Below are 16,930 nucleotides of genomic sequence, written 5' to 3'. Positions count from 1 at the left end.
CAGGGTGGACATTCTTGCAAGCCTGGCAATGGGTTTTTCCTCGGCCCTGACGCCGATCAATCTGATGTGGGGGTTCATTGGCTGCCTGCTCGGCACCGCCATCGGTGTCTTGCCGGGCATCGGGCCGGCGCTGACGGTGGCGCTGCTGCTGCCGATCACCGCGAAGGTCGACCCCACCGGCGCGCTGATCATGTTTGCCGGCATCTATTACGGCGCTCAGTTTGGCGGCTCTACGACGTCCATTTTGCTTAATACGCCCGGGGAATCGTCTTCCATGGTGACCGCCCTGGAAGGCAACCTCATGGCCCGCAATGGCCGGGCAGGACCGGCCTTGGCCACGGCGGCCATTGGTTCCTTTGTGGCGGGAACCATTGCGACCATTCTGCTGACCCTGTTTGCGCCGATCGTGGCCAAACTGGCGCTCAAATTCGGACCTGCGGAGTATTTCGCAATCCTCGTGCTGTCATTCACGACGGTGTCTGCCGTGCTCGGCGCGTCGATGTTGCGCGGCTTTGCCTCGCTGGGTGTTGGCCTGACCGTGGGTTTGATCGGCCTGGACTCGACCTCGGGCATTGCCCGCTACACCTTGGGCGTTCCGGAGCTGGTCGATGGCATCGAAGTCGTGCTCGTCGCAGTCGGGTTGTTTGCGGTGGGCGAGGCGTTGTACAGCCTGCTGTATCAGAAAGAAGAAGCGACGGGCCGGCATCGCCTGACCTCCTTGTGGATGACGCGCGCCGACTGGAAACGCTCGGTTCCGGCATGGCTGAGGGGAACGCTGATCGGGTTTCCCTTCGGGTCGATTCCGGCCGGTGGCGCGGAGATCCCGACGTTCCTGTCCTATTCCACCGAGCGCAAGCTCAGCAAATACCCGAAAGAATTCGCCGCCAGCAAAGGCGAGGGTGCCATCGAGGGCGTCGCCGGCCCTGAAGCTGCGAACAACGCGAGTGCGACCGGTTCTCTGGTGCCGTTGCTGACCCTGGGTATCCCGACGTCGGCCACGGCCGCCATCCTGTTGGCCGCCTTCCAGAACTACAACCTGCAACCGGGACCGCTGCTGTTTGAAACCTCGGGGGAGCTGGTCTGGACCCTGGTGGCGTCGCTCTACATCGGCAACGTCATATTGCTGGTGTTGAACCTGCCGTTGGTGGGGCTCTGGGTGAAACTGTTGCAAATCCCGCGACCGTACCTGAACGCCGGGATTCTGGTGTTCGCCACCATCGGCGTGTACGGCATGCGCCACTCTTCCTTCGACCTGTTGCTGATGCTGGCGATCGGCTGGGGCGGGGTGTTGATGCGGCGATTCGACTTCCCCGTCGCGCCGGTGATCGTGGGCATGCTGCTGGGGCCAATGGCGGAAAAACAACTGCGCAACGCGTTGTCGATCAGCGAGGGCGACTGGACGGTGTTTCTGACGCAACCTATTTCCGCTGCGTTTCTCGCATTAACCCTGCTGGTGCTGTTGGTGCCGCATCTGCTGCACGCCAGGGGTATCAAGTTGCATGAGGATGATTGAGCGGGTGCGGGGCGATTATTCAAATGTTTCGTTCCCCCTGTAGGAGCCGGCTTGCTGGCGATTGGTCCTTAAGCCTTGCAATGCCCTTTCGGCCGCTATCGCCAGCAAGCCGGCTCCTACAATTGATTGGTGTCATGGCGAGTACCGCGTTCGCATGAAGTTGCCGTTGTTTTTATTACCGAATGCATTGACGTCAGCGTTATGTCCTTTTGGCGGTATCTACTGGCTTATTAGCGTTAGTCGGCAATCGGCAGGCGCGTTAGAGTCGAGGCACTGTTCCTCGCCACCGCCGGATGACACCGATGACCCGCCCCCGTTTCTTGCCCGACAACTTCACCCTGACCCTGATCGGCGTGGTCGTTCTCGCCAGTCTGCTGCCCGCCAGTGGCCAGGTCGCGGTCGGTTTTGGCTGGCTGACCAACCTCGCCATTGCCCTGCTGTTTTTCCTCCATGGCGCGAAACTGTCGCGTGAATCGATCATTGCCGGTGCCGGCCACTGGCGCCTGCATCTGCTGGTGTTCAGCCTGACGTTCATCCTGTTCCCACTGATTGGCCTGGCGCTCAAACCCTTGCTCTCGCCGCTGATCGGCGACGATCTGTACATGGGCATGCTCTACCTCTGCGCGTTGCCTGCCACGGTGCAGTCGGCGATTGCTTTCACGTCCCTGGCTCGGGGGAATATTCCGGCAGCGATTTGCAGCGCGGCGGCCTCGAGCCTGTTCGGGATCTTCCTCACACCGTTGTTGGTGACGTTGCTGCTGAATGTGCACGGCGAGGGCGGATCGACGCTTGATGCGATTCTGAAGATCAGCGTGCAACTGTTGCTGCCGTTCATTGCCGGGCAGATCGCTCGGCGCTGGATCGGCGCCTGGGTGGGGCGCAACAAGAGTTGGCTGAAGTTCGTCGACCAGGGCTCTATTTTGTTGGTGGTGTACGGCGCGTTCAGTGAGGCGGTGATCGAAGGCATCTGGCACCAGATTCCGCTCTGGGAGCTGGCCGGATTGGTGGTGGTCTGCTGCATCGTGCTGGGCCTGGTATTGCTGGCGTCCACCGTGCTGGGCAAGGCCTTTGGCTTCAGTCAGGAAGACCGCATCACCATCCTGTTCTGTGGTTCGAAAAAGAGCCTGGCCACCGGCGTGCCGATGGCTCAGGTGTTGTTCGCCGGCAGCACCATTGGCGTGTTGATCCTGCCGTTGATGCTGTTTCACCAGATTCAGCTGATGGTCTGCGCGGTGCTGGCGCAGCGTTATGCCAATCGCCCGGAAACCGTTGTCGAGCTGATGGCTCAGGTTGATCCTTGAGGGCGCTGGCCTCGACTGAAGCGATGTTTCTTGTGGGAGCTGCGGTGCGGCGATCCGATTTGCTCGCGATGGCGGCCTGACACTGTTCTCGCGCGTGTACCCGGAACCCCTGTAGGAGCTGGCTTGCTAGCGATGGCTGAGCGTCAGGCGACATAGGTTTTGATGGTGTATATATCCATTCCTGCGGTAACGGCGGCTAATGGTTCCGCCCTTACGGCGGGTTACTTGGAAGAGCGCCAAGTAACCAAGCGCCTGCGCACCTGACGTACGGTGGCTCGCCAAGGCTCGCCATCCCCTCGCTCCGGTCCTGCTCTGTGAGCCCGCCGCCATCGGCCATCCATGGCCGGGGGCGGCTAACCCGGCATCCATGCCGGGTTGCTCACTGCGCAGAACCTGCGCTCGGCCTTCCGACGGGGCAGATCAAGATCAAAATCAAAAACAAAGCGAGGAGGCCTGGTAGCCGACCTGATGTTCGTCAAGGTCATCGGCGGTGAATCCCCATGTCATGGCCGCCAAAACTCCCCTGTGGGAGCTAGCCTGCTAGCGATGGACGTCCAGACACCGCGTTCATTCAGACCGCACGCGTTATCGTTAACCTCCATCGCGAGCAGGCTCGCTCCCACAAGGGATCGACCTACACATCGGGACAATGGACAGGCCAATGCGACGCGGCCTTTAGCAGCAAGCTGCGGAAGGCCGCGCGCAGCGAAATGCCCGCCATTGTCCACTTCGTTGAAATAGCTCAGGTTGGGATAGGCGCGCTCGGTCCAGGTTTTCGGTGCCTGGTAGATTTCACCCTGAAACACCGTCACGGCTACAGGAATCTTGATATCCCGGGGCTTCTGTTCCACGGCGGCCCATCAGTCAAGAAAGGCATTGGCTTGCGTCACGAAGTCGTCGGCATACTGGAATAATGCACCGTGCCCCGAGTTCGGATAGATCAGCAGCCTGGCGTTCGGAATGTGCTGTTGCAGCGTGTACGAGTTCTGGGTGAGCACCATGATGTCCTTGCTGCCGTTGACCACCAGCGTGGGCTGGCCAATCTTGCTCAGTTGCGAAAAAGTGCCGTCACCGGGAGTGTTCCACTTGCCCAGCGCCGCCCCTTGGGCCGCGATGACTTTCATCGAATTGAGCTTGTCGAGACCCTCTTGGCGCTGATGGCGCCGTTCCCAGAATTCCCGGGCTGCCAGTTGGCTTGATGGCGCCGGATCGAAGAACAGATACGCGGTTTCTTCCAGCGTGGCGATGGATTCGCGCAGCGCGATTTCGGGAACCCGTGGATCATTTCCCGCGACCCCGCCGCGCGGCGACGTTCCCGCCAGGATCAGCCGGCGCACCAGATGCGGATGGCGCAACGCAACTTCCTGCGCCACCATGCCGCCGATTGAAAAGCCAAGCACGTCTACCTGCTTCAACCCACGGGCGCGGGCAAACGCGGCGACGTGGTCGGCCATGCCCTCGAACGAATCAGGTGTTTCGCCGCTACTGAGGCCGACGCCTGCATTGTCGAACAGGTAGACCGGGCGCTGCTTTGCCAGGCCATCGGTCACTGCGGGGTCCCAGTAATCCATATTGCCGCGAAAGTGCTGGAGCAAGATCACGGGAACGCCGGTCTGCGCCCCGAAGTGGCGATAGGCATAACGCACGCCGTCAGCTTCGACGAATTGATTGGGTGCGTTGTTGTGCGTGGCAGCCGGCGCCGCAAGGGCGCCGGCGACCGCGATGGTAAAGAATGCAGCCCCGAGGGCCAGCCGCTGGAAGAGTTTCACGGTGTGCTCCTTACGCAACGGTTTCTGGGTTCAGGTAAGCCGCTTGCTCGGTAGACAGGCTGGCCTTGATGGCGCGTGTGCCTTTGTCTGCGAGCACTTCCTGCAGGCCTGCTTCCACACCGTCCAGCGATTGGGTCACGACGTCGGATGGCTGGACTTTCGGTACGTCGAAACCATGCGTCAGGTCAGTGTCGATGAAGCCAACATGCAGCCCTTGCACGCTTGTGCCCTGGCCATGGAGTTCGATTCGCAGCGAATTGGTGAAGCTCCACGCCGCTGCTTTCGATGCCGCATAGGCGGACAGGAAAGGCGCGGCAATCCAGGTCGCATCCGACAGTACGTTGACGATTGCCCCACCGCCGTTGGCCTTGAGTACAGGTGCGAAAGCGAGGCTGACGTGCATGACGCCGTAGTAATTGGTTTCGAAGATTTCGCGGGCGGCTTCCACCAGGCCAGGATCAAGCATGGAAGGCAGCACGCGGGCGATACCGGCGTTGTTGACCAGCAGCGTCACGTCGCCAGCCTGGGCAACGGCCGCGGCGACCGATGCCGGGTCGCTGACGTCGAGGCGAATGGCGATGACGCCCGGAATGTCGACACCCTCAGGATTGCGCACCCCTGCGTAGACCTTGCTGGCGCCGCGTGCCACGAGTTCTTTTGCGAAGGCAAGGCCAAGACCACGGTTGGCGCCGGTAACAAATGCTACGGAGTTTTTGATGTTCATGGTGGTGTGCTCTGGCAGGGGAGCGACTTACGCTCATTAAGATTGCGGTTGCAATCAATGTTTTTATAGTGGTAGTCGCAATTATTAAAGTCAAGCTAAAAACCAAACAATTTTAATGCCTAATTAAACAGGGAATTGTCGATAATTGCGGTTGCAACGATAATGTGCCAGAGTGCGCGCGAAGGAGACTCATCATGAAAATCTCGAAAGAAAAAGCACAAGCCAATCGCGCCGCACTGGTGGAGACGGCAAGCCGCCTGTTTCAACAGAAAGGGATCGACGGGGTGGGCGTTGCCGAGATCAGCAAGTCGGCTGGTTTGACCCACGGCGCGCTGTACGCGCATTTCCCATCCAAGGAAGCGTTGGCCGCCGAGGCGCTGGCATGGAGCCTGGAGCAGGGGAATGCCAAGCTCTATACCGGCACGGTTGATGGCGAGCCGGACCTGGATCGTTTCCTGTCCGACTATCTATCCGTCGACAGGCGCGACGATTACGCCGACCACTGCGCAATGGCCGCGTCCGCCAGCGAAATCGGCCGCCAGGATGTTGCGACCAGCGCAACGTTTACCGAAGGTTATATGGTGCTGGTGCGGGCGTTTGAGCGCAGGGTTGCCGCCAACAATCCCGACGTCGACGCGCTTGACACCGCCATGGCCATCGTAGCGGCAATGGTTGGCGCGCTCTCGGTTGCGCGGGCCACGGCGAAGGCCAGGCCAGAGGTGTCGGCCCAGGTGTTGCGGGGCGTGCGTCACATGATCGACAGCGCACTGGGCAAACCGGTCTAGCCGGGTGTTGAAACAGCGCCTACTTGCATTCCATCTGCGCAATCCGGGTCATTTGCCACTGAGCAGTGGCAAATGACCCGCTTGGTTTTGGCAGCAGCAGGTGCCTATTGCCCGTCCACGAGGCGAGGCAGCTTCAACGGGTTGAAATCACGCAGTGCCTCAGGCAACAGCGCATCCGGAAAACCCTGGTAAGCCACCGGACGCAAGAAGCGCTCGATCGACGTCATGCCTACCGAGGTGAAGCGGCTGTCCGAGGTGGCCGGGAACGGGCCGCCGTGAACGGTGGCGTAGGTCACCTCCTGGGGATGGGCAAACGCATTGACGACGATGCGCCCGGTGCGGCGTTCCAACACCGGCAGCAAGCGCCGGGCCAATGGCAAGTCACTTTCTTCAAGGTGCAGGGCGGCGCTGAGCTGGCCTTTGAGCGAGCGCGCAATGGCGAGCAGTTCTGCTTCATCCTCGACAGTCACCAGCAGGGCAGATGGACCGAAGACTTCCTGGGAAAGTACCGCTTCGTTCAGGAAGCGTTGGCCGTCGACTTCCAGTAACGCGGACTGGCCGTCAAAGTCCTCGTTGGCGGCCGAGCCTTCGGCGACGCGGCGCGCACCGGCATTTTCCATCGCGGCCAGACCGTTCAGGTAGGACGCATGAATCCCCGGGGTCAGCATCGTGCGTGCCGAGGCCTCGGCTACGCGTTTCACCATGGCGTCGCGCAGTGCTTCAAGACCAGCGCCCTTGATCGCGATCAGCAGGGCGGGCCTGAGGCAGGCTTGCCCGACATTGACCAGCATGCGCTCGATAAAACCGTCACCGATCTGCGTGCCACGTTCGGCGAGTGCGGTGGGCAGGATGAACGTAGGGTTGATGCTGGTCATCTCGGTGAACACCGGAATGGGATCGGGCCGTAGCTGTGCTCGGCGATACAGCGCCATTCCGCCCTGTTCCGAACCGGTAAACGTCACCGCCTTGATCAGCGGATGATCGACCAGGGCTTCACCGATCGTGTTGCCGGTGCCGCGCACCATCGAGAAAACACCCTCGTGCAAGCCGTGGTCATGCACCGCTTTTTGGATGGCGCGCGCCTGGATTTCCGAAGCACCCGGATGGGCGTTGTGCGCCTTCAGAATGACGGTCGCGCCAGCGGCCAGTGCCGATGCGGTATCGCCGCCCGCCACCGAATAGGCGATCGGGAAGTTGCTCGCCCCGAAAATGGCCACCGGGCCGATGGCCATTTTTTGCAGCCGATGGTCCATGCGCGGGCGAGGCTGACGATCAGGCTGAGCCGGATCGATGGCCAGTTGCAGGAAGCGGCCTTTGCGCACGACTTCCGCGAATTGACGAAACTGGGTGGCGGCCCTTGTTGCCTCGCCTTCCAGTTGCGCTTGCGGCAAGCCCGTTTCAAGCGCGGCGCGTGCCGCTAACGCTTCGCGGACCGCTTCGAGATTGTCGGCAATGCTGTCGAGAAACGCCGCGCGCGCCGCGAGCGAGGTATGGCTGTAACTGTCGAATGCCTCGTCGGCGAGCGTTGCCGCCTGGTGGACTTGTGCCACCCCACCCAGCGCAAAATCCGGTTCGATCAACCTGTTGATGGCGGGGTTGAGCGCTTTCATTGTCCCTTCTGTGGCCGGGACGTCGTGGGCGCCGATGATCAGGTTTCCTGTCAATTTCATCGGCGGTTACTCCTGCTGTGCCAGGGTGGTAACGAGTTCGTTCGTCGTCACAATGGCGTGGGCGAAGGTGGGGCCGTTCAGTTCGTGGGCGGCGTGCATCATCTCCGGGCGGAAGGCGGCCGTCGCATCACGCACCAGAGTGACGTGGTAACCCAGTTCCGACGCGTAGCGGGCAGTCGCTTCGATGCAGGTGTTGGCCAGCAGGCCGACGATGATGACGTGGGTGATGCCTTTCTGCTTGAGGCGAAAATCGAGGTCGGTATTGGCGAAACCGCTGGACCCCCAATGCTCCTGAACGACGATGTCACCGTCCTTTGGCGCGAAATCCGGATGCCATTCGCCGCCCCATTCCCCGCGAGCGAAGTGATGCATGTGCATGATCTTGCACTGGGTCGGTGTCGGATGATCCCAGCCTTCGTAGTCGCCGTGTTCCCAGCGATGGTGCGGTACGATGACCACCGGAATGTCGCGGGCACGCACCGCGCGGTCGAGGGTGCGCAGGTTGTCCAGCAGGCCGACTTGCTCGGCGATCGGCTTGATCAAGGGGAAGACCTTGCCGTTTTCCGACAGGAAGTCGTTGTACGGATCGACCAGCAGGTAGGCGGTCCTGTTGAGCGGATAAGGGGCGTTCGACATGGCGATGTTCTCCACGAAAAGTTGAGTGACCGGTGCCGGGGACTTGCCTGGGCATCTTGTTGATATGATAATCATAGTAACTGTGAAAGAGGCAAGTCCGTATGTCGATAAATACCACTGTTCCCGAGACCCTGTGCCCGATTTCCCGGGCCGAGGCGATCGTGGGCGACCGCTGGACCGTGCTGGTCCTGCGTGAGCTGCTTATGGGGAGTCATCGGTACGACGAGATTCAGGCGCAAACCGGCGGCACCCCGCAAATGGTCGCTGCACGCTTGAAGAGTCTGGAGGCTGACGGCCTGGTCGAACGCCGTCTCTACAACGAACGCCCGCCACGCTACGAATACCACCTGACCGAAAAAGGGCAGGCCTTTTACTCGGTGGTGCTGGCGCTGCGCGCCTGGGGAGAAACCTGGTGCAAGTCGCCGGATGAAGGCCTGGCGGTGGTGTACACCCACAAAACCTGTGGCGAGCCCGCAGGATTAGGACCGCTTTGCGAACATTGCGGTGAGTTGTTGCGTCGGGATGAACTGATCAGTGAGCAGAGCGAAGCCTACGCCGCAGAACGACAAGCGCGGCGTGAGGCTTTCAAAGGGAGTCGGAGCCAGGCGTAAGGATGCTGTAGCCGCCCACCCCGAGCTTGCGAACGGGGAGGGCGTGGATGAAACGATCGACGATGCTAGAACTGCGGCGTGTATTTCACACTGAACATCACGTTGCGCGGATCGCCGTAGTTGTTGTTGCCATTGATCTGGTTGTAGGCCGCCGTGAAGTAGGTCTTGTCAAACAGGTTGTTGGCGTTCATCGCCAGCTCGATTTCCGACGTGAGCTGGTAACCGACACGGGCATTCCACACGGTGTAACCCGGTACGTTGACGGTGTGGTCGTAACCGATCGTGTGGGTTTGAGCAACGAAGCCCAGGCCCGTGCTGACACGGTTCCAGTCGCCGCTGAACTGGTAGTTGCCCCACACGCGCAGCATGTGTTTCGGCGTCCACCAGCTGAAGACCTTGCCTTCGTTCTCCGGGTCTTTGAGGTACTTGGTGGTGTTGTAGGTGTAGCCGGCAAACAGTTGCAGATTGTCGATCACTTCGCCGCTGATTTCAGCGTCGAGACCCTGGCTGCGCACTTTGCCGGATGCCTTCGAGCAGTACCAACCGTCGCAGATTTGCCCACCGTCCGTGTCGAGAGTGGCACGGTTTTCCTGGTCGTAACGGAACAGGGCCAGGGACGTATTGACCCGACCCTCCATCAACTCACCCTTGAGACCCACTTCGTAGTTCGTACCGATAATCGGTTTAACGACCGAGCCGCCTGTATCGCGTTCGGTTTGCGGTGTGAACACGTCGGTGTAGCTGGCATAGACCGCCCATTCGCGGCTCAGGTCATAGACGATACCGGCGTAGGGCGTCACTTCGCCGTTTTCATTGCTGGTGCTTTCAGGATCGGCGGTGATGCTGGTTGCGTCCTGGCGCCACGATTTATAGCTGTAGTCGTACCAGCTCACCCGTGAGCCGAGCACCAGGGTCAGCGGATCGATCGGCTTGACCCGCCAGCTGCCATACAGGCCTTTTTGGCGGATGTCATATTTGCTCGGCGTCCCACGACCTCCGGGGCTATCGAGCAAACCGTCGTAACTGATTTCCGGACGATCGTGATCAATGTTGAAGATATTGTCGGTGCTGTTATTGAAGGTCCGGGCGAATTTGTCGTCCGACGTGTACTTGGAATAGTTGCCGCCCACCATGATTTCCTGCTGCATGGACAAGGCTTCGAACTTGCCGGTGAGGTTCATGTCCAGAGCGACTTTGGTGGAATCCATATCCGTCACGAAGTCAGCGTATTGCACACCGCTGCCATCGGCATTGATGCCGGTGCCACTGGATTGCACCCTTGTGTTCTTTGCCTTGTTGGTTTCAGTCATGCGCACAGCGCCGACCTTGAAGGCCCAATCGTCGTTGAAACGGTGTTCCAGGTCGGTGTAGAGCGTGGTGACATCGATATCCGAATGGTTCCACTTTGCCCCGGTGTACGTCTTGCGCGGCAGGTCGATGGGTTTGCCGTCGGCGTAACGCGGGAAGCCGCGGACATTCGAGCGCGATTCGCCGTCGGACTGGCTGACTGCCAGGCCCAGGGTAGTGGCCTCGCTCAGATCGAAGTCCAGCGCGCCGTACAGCGAGGTGGTCTTGTACCACTCGGAATCGACGAACGAGTGGGTGTCATCCTGGTCGGCAACCAGGCGTCCGCGCACAGTGCCGGCCTGGTTCAGCGGCCCGCCGGCGTCCAGCTGCAGACCGTAGTGATCCCACGAGCCGGCCTTGCCGGTGAGGGTTACGGTCGGTGCGTTCTGGCCGCGTTTGCGCACCAGGTTGACCGCGCCGCCGGGGCTGCCGGTGCCCTGCAGCAAACCGGACGCGCCACGCAGCACTTCCATGCGATCGAAGAAAATCAGGTCCTGCGTGGCCCAGTTGCCCAGCGCGTAAGTGTTGCGCGGGATCGGCACGCCGTCGTACTGCCAGTCATCGATCTGGAAGCCGCGCGAACTGAGGACCAAGCCTCTGCCGACGCCTTGAGCCCCGACCAGGCCGGTGGTCTTGTTGGCCGCGTCTTTGAGATCGACGATATCCTGATCGTCCATTTGCTTGCGGGTCATCACCGTGACCGACTGCGGAATTTCCTTGAGGGTATGGCTGCCCTTGCCGATGGTCACCGCCCGCGCGGCGTAGGAACCCGAGCCTTCGGTGGTGGCGTCGGTGCTGCGCTCGACAATGGTGGTGACGCCCAGTTGCAACGCTGCGCTGTTGTCCGCAGCTGGCTCGACGCTGAAGTTACCTTGTCCGGTCACTCGCAATTGCAGGCCGCTGCCTGCCAAGGCCATCTGCATTGCCTGTTCCGCGGGCATCTGGCCGACCACTGCCGGCGCCTGTTTGCCCCGCACCAGCGACGGCTCCAATGAAACGATATGCCCGCTCTGGCTGGCGATGGCATTCAGCGTGCTGGCGAGTGGGCCGGCCGGCAAATTGAACGTCAGGTCTTGCGCCTGCGACAGGGCAGAGCTCGCGAGGGTTGCCAGGGCGACGGCGGCGGAAAGGGCGTGGGGCCACGGGTTGAACACAGCGTTCTCCTGAAAATGTGGAAGTGTCAGGAGATAGGTGGGACGAGAAATGAAAACCGGACACGAATGAGAGCGATTTGCAAAAAAAATCTTCCCGCGGGGTTATTTCGCACGAATCAGCGTCAACCATGGGCTGTAGCGGTCCACGCGAATCGGCAAGGTTTCCGCCAACGCCATGAACACCCGATCGGGATCGTTCAACGGAAATACGCCCTGGACGCGCAAGCCTCGAACGTCGGGCGCCACGCGGACAAAACCCCGGCTGTAAGGGCGTAGCGCGTCGACGACTTGCTCCAGTGGATCGTCCAGTACATTCAATCGACCGCTCAGCCAGTCGGCGCGATGACGCTGATCGCCGGCGACCGGTGCAATTTTTCCCGCATACAGCATGGCCGATTGACCTTCCTGCAGGTCGAGCGTCGTGCCATCGAACAGGCGGGCTTCGACCGAGTGCTGCAGCACCACGACGCGAGTGACGTCTTGTTCCTGAGCCACCAGGAATCGGGTGCCCAGCGCACGTGTTTCCCCTTGAGCGGTCCGCACGCGCAGTGGACGCTTGGGGTCAGCCGCCACCTGAATCACCAGTTCGCCATGGCGCAGAATCACCAATCGTTGCTTGTCATCGAAGCGCAGATCCACCGCGCTGTTGGCGTTGAGACTCAGGCGACTACCGTCGGCCAGCGTGAAGTTTTGGCGCTGGCCGCGAACGGTGTGCAGATCCGCCAGCAGCGAGTCACCCAGCGGGCTGCGAACACCCAGCCATGCGCCGCCGCCCAGCAGGCCCAGGCCCGCGATCACGCGCAGCGCATCGCGGCGTGAACTGCGGGGTTGCAGCAGCAGTTGCCGTGCTTCGTCGGCCTGGCCGGGCAGGCGTCGATCCAGCGTACGAATCGTGTTGAAGGAACCCCCGAGGCGCTCCTGCAATGTTGCCCAGGCGCGGGCGTGTGCGGGATCCATCATCAACCATGCGTTGAACCGTTCTTGCAGTGCGGCATCGGGCTTGCCGGCACGCAGGCTCACCATCCAGTCAATGGCCTGCTCGCTGACCGGGTCAAGGCGCGCTTTGCTCATGGCGCGAACTCGCTCAGATAGCACTGACACAATGCCTGTTTCATGTAGCGGCTGACCGTACGCTCCGACAGCCCCAGTTTTTGAGCAATCGCCACGTAGCTCAGACCGTCCAGCTGGCTGTAGAGGAACGTGGTTTTGACGACCATTGGCAAGCCGTCGAGCGCTCGGTCGATGGCGACCAGGGCTTCGATCAGCTGTAGTTGTTCTTCCGGGGAGGGCGCGAACGCTTCGGGCAGCGTGGACAGGCGTTCGAGGTAGGCCAGTTCCAGTTTGCGCCGGCGATGGCGGTCAAAGATCAGCCGTCGGGCAATGGTCGAGAGGTAGGCGCGGGGTTGTTCGATGCTGTCCGGGTCCACCCGGGCCACCAGCATCTGGCAAAACGTATCGGCGACGGTGTCCTCAGCGTCCGCGTGATTGCGCAGGCGCCGCTGGATATGCTGCAGCAGCCAGCGATGATGGTCGCTGAAAAAGAAGCCCAGCTTGCTGGTTGGAGGAGATTGCACCGGTTGGCTTTCCAGATGTTAGTGTGAATCGTTCTCAATACTACCTTTGAGAGGATGACCACTGCAATCTCTGACTTCGCCAAGGGAACGGGCACTTCTTTGGTTCAACGATCCGCCAGTTCTTCCAGCAGGTCTGCTGAAGGAACGAAGAACAGGCCTCCGGTGACCGCCGTGCTGAAATCGAGCAAACGGTCGTAATTGCCCGCGGGTCTGCCGACAAACATGTTCTCGAGCATCAGCTCAAGCGGGGCAGGCGAGCGCGCATAGCCGATGAAATACGTGCCGAACTCACCGGCGCCCGGGCGACCAAAGGGCATGTTGTCGCGCAGGATTTTTACTTCCTGACCGTCTTGGGTAATCGTCGTCAAGGCGCTGTGCGAGGAGGTCGGTTTGACCGAATCATCGAGTTCGATGTCGGACAGTTTGGTTCGCCCGATAACCCGTTCCTGAGCCTCGACGGACAACGCGTTCCAGGCAGTCATGTTGTGCAGGTACTTTTGCACCAGCACATAGCTGCCTGCGGTGAACGACGGATCTTCGTTGCCCACGAGCGTGAAGTCGACAGCCTTGCGACCGACCGGGTTTTCGGTGCCATCCACGAAACCGATGATGCTGCGCATATCGAAATAGCGAAAACCCTGGATTTCATCGACGACCGAAACCGCCTCTCCAAGTGATGACAGTAACTGCGTTGCCAGTTCGAAGCAGAGGTCCATCTGGTCTGCACGGATGTGCAGCAAAAGGTCGCCGGGCGTCGCAATGGCTCGGCGTCCCTCTACACCAAATTCGCGAAAGGCATGCAGTGAGGCAGGGCGCGGATTGCCGAACAGCGCGTCCCACGCCGTAGACCCAAAACCGCAGACACACGACAGGTTACCGGAGGGAACGCGTTTGCCAACCGATCGTGTCAGGGCCGCGACATCGGCGCACCAGGCCCGGACTTTACCGGCAGCGTCACTGCCAGGCGCCAGCGTTGCCACGATAAAAATCGCGCTGCTGGTTATGGGGTTACAGACGGCTTGAGGTTCAGGCGTTTGGTTATCCATTGGCGTCCACGTTGTCCAGGAGAGTTGCGACACTCTAGCGTTCTCGCCAGTTGAGTGAAACACGCGTGTTCGGTCTGAACGTTGACGCTGTTCCTGGTTGAGATAAAAGGGGACAGGGCTCGAATACCCCATCCCCTTCATCACGTCACAATCAGAACTTGAACGCCTGGCGCCCAACCAGCAGCCATTTGCCTTTCTGCTTCTGCCAGATCTGGAAATTTTCGATTTCGGTCGGAATCACTTCGGTGCCTTTCAGCGCCTGTGCCGAAAAATGGTTGCGAACCAGGGCGACGTCACCGGAGAGGGTGATGGTCTGGTTTTGCATCTCCAGGGTTTTGAACGCGCTTCGGCCGGTTTCGATGTCGGCAATGTATTCCTGTTTGTTCTGGATCTTCCCGCTGGAATGCCCGTAGGTCAGGTTCTCGGCGGTCAGCGCGTTCAGTTCGGGAATGTTCTTTTTCAGCATGGCTTGGGTCAGGTGGTCGACGGCCTGCGCCACATCTTTCTCAGCGGAGGATGGTGTGGCCGCGACGTAGCCACTGAACAGGCACAGAAAACCAATCAGCACTTTCATTTTTTTCATGGGTGTTTCCTTGTTGTTGTGGGTGATCGAGTGAGGAATAAAAGGGGCTATTCATCAGTCGTCGTACAACCTAGCATGTACTGTGGGAAAAACGAACTTGCAGGCCGGGCTTTTCTCGAAGTCAGGAACCGCGCAGGCTTATCGCGTCATCGTTGAAAAACACGGCCGCGCCACCCCGCGAAAGCTTGGAAGCTGCAGCCATCGCGAATGGGTCCTGATGTTGGGTGAAGCCCATTACGTGCGTTACGACGAGACCACCGCTGCACGCTTGTTGAGCCTGGGCAAAAAGCTCAGACCCTGCAGGCGCTTCCGGGCCCCAAGGCCCGCGCTGTATCCAACCTGTGAGGCGCTCAAATCCACATCCCCGGTACGAGCTCACGCTGCTGGTTCCCCTTCGCGGCAAAACGCAAAAAGCGCCGATGACGACCGCATGTCGCAAAAGCACGAACACATCGACATAACCTTCAATTCCCCTGCGTCGCGGTCGATAACCTGTTCAGACGCCATCCACGAATGGCTGTAGCCAACTGACCAGGGGACCCACAGAGTGTCGATAAAATTACGCTTGATCCTGCTGATTGGCACCGGTCTGCTTACGGCCTTGATCATGAGCCTGGTGAGTTACCTGGGAAATTCGCAAATGGCGACCGCGGTGAACGACAACGAGGTCAGCATGACCGCGCTGCGCAATCACCTCGAAGCCGACATGATGCACGACGCATTACGCGCCGATGTGCTGTCGGCGATGTTGGTCGGGCTCGGCAAAAGCACCAGTACGAATGCCGAAGTGCGCAGTTCCATCGAGGAACACGCGTCGCACTTTCGTGAAGTGCTGGGTGAAAACCTCAAGCTGCCGGTCAACGACACCATCAAGGCCGGCTTGAACACGATCAAACCCAGCCTCGATACCTACATCAACGCCGCCGAGCGCATTGTCGGGCTGGCCTTGGGAAATCCGGATGCGGCACAAAAAGAGCTGGGTAACTTCAACACCGCGTTCAGCCAGCTGGAAGACCAGATGGCTGCCCTCAGTGAGCTGATCGAGACCAACACCCAGCAGACCAGCGCAGGCACTCAGCAGGTCATCGGCAACGCCAATCTCACGCTGGGCATCGTGCTTGCCGCCAGCCTGTTGCTGCTGCTCGCCCAGGGACGCTGGGTGATTCTGAGCATCATGGGGCCGTTGCAGACTGCGAGCCGTATCGCCGAGAGCATCGCCCACGGCAACTTGAGCGAAACGATTGCCGAGCCCACCCGCAAGGACGAAGCCAGCGCGCTGATCCGCAGCCTGGCGACCATGCAGCGCGATTTGCGCGGCATGATCGAAGTGGTGCGCAGCAACGCCCATGGTGTCAGTGGCATGAGCGCACAGTTGAGCAATGGCTGCCATGAAGTCGCCGACAGCAGCCAGCAGCAAAGCGCCGCCGCCAGCACCATGGCCGCCGCCGCGAGTGAAATGACCGCGAGCATCGAGGACATTACCCGCCACGCCGAGCGCGCGCTGAACATGGCCAACCAGGCCGAGGCACTGGCCAAGGATGGCGGTCGGGTGATCCATCAGGTGGTCAACGACATGGACGGGATTGCGCGTTCGGCGCAGCAGTCGGCCCAGGTCATCCGCACGCTGGACAAGGAATCCGAGGGCATTTTCAGCATCATTCAGGTGATCAAGGGCATCGCCGATCAAACCAACCTGCTGGCGCTGAACGCCGCCATCGAGGCCGCGCGTGCCGGGGAGCAGGGCCGCGGCTTTGCCGTGGTGGCCGACGAAGTCCGTAGCCTGGCGGGGCGCACCAGCGCCTCTACCCAGGAAATCGCCACCATGGTCGCGCGCATCCAGCAAAGCACCCGCGAGGCGGTCACCAGCATGGAGGCGGGTGTGGCCCAGGTCGACAAAGGCATGGCCGTGACCGCCGACGTCGAACGCGCCATCCGCGAAATCCTCGAGGCCACGCTGAACACCACGCAACTGGTGAACGACATCTCCCGCACGATCGGCGAGCAGAGCCTGGCCAGCAATGAAATCGCGCATCAGGTGGAGATGATAGCGGGCATGTCCGAAGGGAACAGCAAGGTCATTGGCCAGACGGCTTCGACCACGGACGAGCTGTCCACCCTGGCGGGCAAGCTGTCCCAGTCGGTCGACAGGTTTCGTCTCTGAGACATGAAACCCGACCCTGCAGGAGTCGGCTTGCTGGCGATGCTGACAACGCGGTA

The 16,930-nt window shown here is 60.6% G+C and carries 14 protein-coding genes and 3 pseudogenes; 7 read left to right on the top strand and 10 right to left on the bottom strand.

Features of this window, described 5'->3' with window-relative positions; translation table 11 throughout:
* The first annotated feature begins 4 nt into the window (after window positions 1-4).
* On the top strand, window positions 5-1,513 hold the full coding sequence (locus tag FBY04_RS12635; RefSeq protein ID WP_084322170.1) for a tripartite tricarboxylate transporter permease: 1,509 nt from the start codon (window positions 5-7) through the stop codon (window positions 1,511-1,513).
* A 302-nt stretch (window positions 1,514-1,815) separates the two neighbouring features.
* Window positions 1,816-2,814 (top strand): bile acid:sodium symporter family protein, encoded by a 999-nt coding sequence (locus FBY04_RS12630; protein WP_145315409.1) that lies wholly within the window; start codon window positions 1,816-1,818, stop codon window positions 2,812-2,814.
* A 683-nt stretch (window positions 2,815-3,497) separates the two neighbouring features.
* Here FBY04_RS12630 and FBY04_RS32715 read toward each other — a convergent pair.
* The 3 genes and pseudogenes from FBY04_RS32715 to FBY04_RS12615 form a co-directional block, all read right to left on the bottom strand.
* Window positions 3,498-3,674 (bottom strand): annotated as a pseudogene (locus FBY04_RS32715) (epoxide hydrolase); the annotation flags it as partial.
* Entirely contained in the window at window positions 3,675-4,583 is a 909-nt protein-coding gene (locus tag FBY04_RS12620) for an alpha/beta fold hydrolase (RefSeq protein ID WP_218571656.1), read from the bottom strand. It lies immediately after the preceding pseudogene.
* A 10-nt stretch (window positions 4,584-4,593) separates the two neighbouring features.
* Window positions 4,594-5,307: an SDR family oxidoreductase gene (locus FBY04_RS12615; RefSeq protein ID WP_145315408.1), complete on the bottom strand. Its 714-nt coding sequence runs from the start codon at window positions 5,305-5,307 to the stop codon at window positions 4,594-4,596.
* Window positions 5,308-5,501: 194 nt separating this feature from the next.
* On the opposite strand from FBY04_RS12615, the gene FBY04_RS12610 reads away from it, so the two are divergent.
* On the top strand, window positions 5,502-6,092 hold the full coding sequence (locus tag FBY04_RS12610; protein ID WP_084322178.1) for a TetR/AcrR family transcriptional regulator: 591 nt from the start codon (window positions 5,502-5,504) through the stop codon (window positions 6,090-6,092).
* 104 nt (window positions 6,093-6,196) lie between these two features.
* On the opposite strand, the gene FBY04_RS12605 is transcribed toward FBY04_RS12610, so the two are convergent.
* Together FBY04_RS12605 and FBY04_RS12600 are read right to left on the bottom strand one after the other, a co-directional pair.
* Window positions 6,197-7,762, bottom strand: coding sequence for an aldehyde dehydrogenase (NADP(+)) (locus FBY04_RS12605; RefSeq protein WP_145315407.1), 1,566 nt, complete (start codon window positions 7,760-7,762; stop codon window positions 6,197-6,199).
* 6 nt (window positions 7,763-7,768) lie between these two features.
* Window positions 7,769-8,398 (bottom strand): isochorismatase family cysteine hydrolase, encoded by a 630-nt coding sequence (locus tag FBY04_RS12600; RefSeq protein ID WP_145315406.1) that lies wholly within the window; start codon window positions 8,396-8,398, stop codon window positions 7,769-7,771.
* Window positions 8,399-8,499: 101 nt separating this feature from the next.
* Between FBY04_RS12600 and FBY04_RS12595 the strand changes: the two genes are divergently transcribed.
* Window positions 8,500-9,009, top strand: coding sequence for a helix-turn-helix domain-containing protein (locus tag FBY04_RS12595; RefSeq protein ID WP_145315405.1), 510 nt, complete (start codon window positions 8,500-8,502; stop codon window positions 9,007-9,009).
* Window positions 9,010-9,074: 65 nt separating this feature from the next.
* Here the strand turns inward: FBY04_RS12595 and FBY04_RS12590 are convergent, their stop codons facing one another.
* From FBY04_RS12590 to FBY04_RS12570, 5 genes are all read right to left on the bottom strand, one after another.
* Complete coding sequence (locus FBY04_RS12590; RefSeq protein WP_145315404.1) at window positions 9,075-11,510, bottom strand: TonB-dependent receptor; 2,436 nt, start codon at window positions 11,508-11,510, stop codon at window positions 9,075-9,077.
* A 102-nt stretch (window positions 11,511-11,612) separates the two neighbouring features.
* A complete protein-coding gene (locus FBY04_RS12585) occupies window positions 11,613-12,581 on the bottom strand; it encodes a FecR domain-containing protein (protein ID WP_145315403.1) in 969 nt (322 codons plus the stop codon).
* Complete coding sequence (locus FBY04_RS12580; RefSeq protein WP_084322188.1) at window positions 12,578-13,084, bottom strand: sigma-70 family RNA polymerase sigma factor; 507 nt, start codon at window positions 13,082-13,084, stop codon at window positions 12,578-12,580. The genes FBY04_RS12585 and FBY04_RS12580 overlap by 4 nt, the downstream gene beginning before the upstream one ends.
* A gap of 104 nt (window positions 13,085-13,188) precedes the next feature.
* Window positions 13,189-14,130, bottom strand: a complete 942-nt coding sequence (locus FBY04_RS12575) for a Dyp-type peroxidase (protein WP_084322190.1) — start codon at window positions 14,128-14,130, stop codon at window positions 13,189-13,191.
* A 151-nt stretch (window positions 14,131-14,281) separates the two neighbouring features.
* The gene (locus FBY04_RS12570) at window positions 14,282-14,713 is read right to left on the bottom strand and encodes a nuclear transport factor 2 family protein (RefSeq protein ID WP_145315402.1); all 432 of its coding nucleotides are present in this window, start codon (window positions 14,711-14,713) and stop codon (window positions 14,282-14,284) included.
* A gap of 130 nt (window positions 14,714-14,843) precedes the next feature.
* Between FBY04_RS12570 and FBY04_RS32710 the strand changes: the two are divergent.
* From FBY04_RS32710 to FBY04_RS33180, 3 genes and pseudogenes are all read left to right on the top strand, one after another.
* Window positions 14,844-15,005 (top strand): annotated as a pseudogene (locus FBY04_RS32710) (DNA methylase); the annotation flags it as partial.
* A 255-nt stretch (window positions 15,006-15,260) separates the two neighbouring features.
* Window positions 15,261-16,016, top strand: a pseudogene (locus FBY04_RS33185) (MCP four helix bundle domain-containing protein); the annotation flags it as partial.
* Complete coding sequence (locus tag FBY04_RS33180) at window positions 16,011-16,874, top strand: methyl-accepting chemotaxis protein (protein ID WP_371927780.1); 864 nt, start codon at window positions 16,011-16,013, stop codon at window positions 16,872-16,874. The pseudogene FBY04_RS33185 and the gene FBY04_RS33180, both read left to right, overlap by 6 nt.
* Window positions 16,875-16,930: the final 56 nt, after the last annotated feature.

The organism is Pseudomonas sp. SJZ080, assembly GCF_007828295.1.
GTDB classification, from domain to species: domain Bacteria; phylum Pseudomonadota; class Gammaproteobacteria; order Pseudomonadales; family Pseudomonadaceae; genus Aquipseudomonas; species Aquipseudomonas migulae_A.
This window is presented reverse-complemented; position numbering and strand designations above follow the sequence as displayed.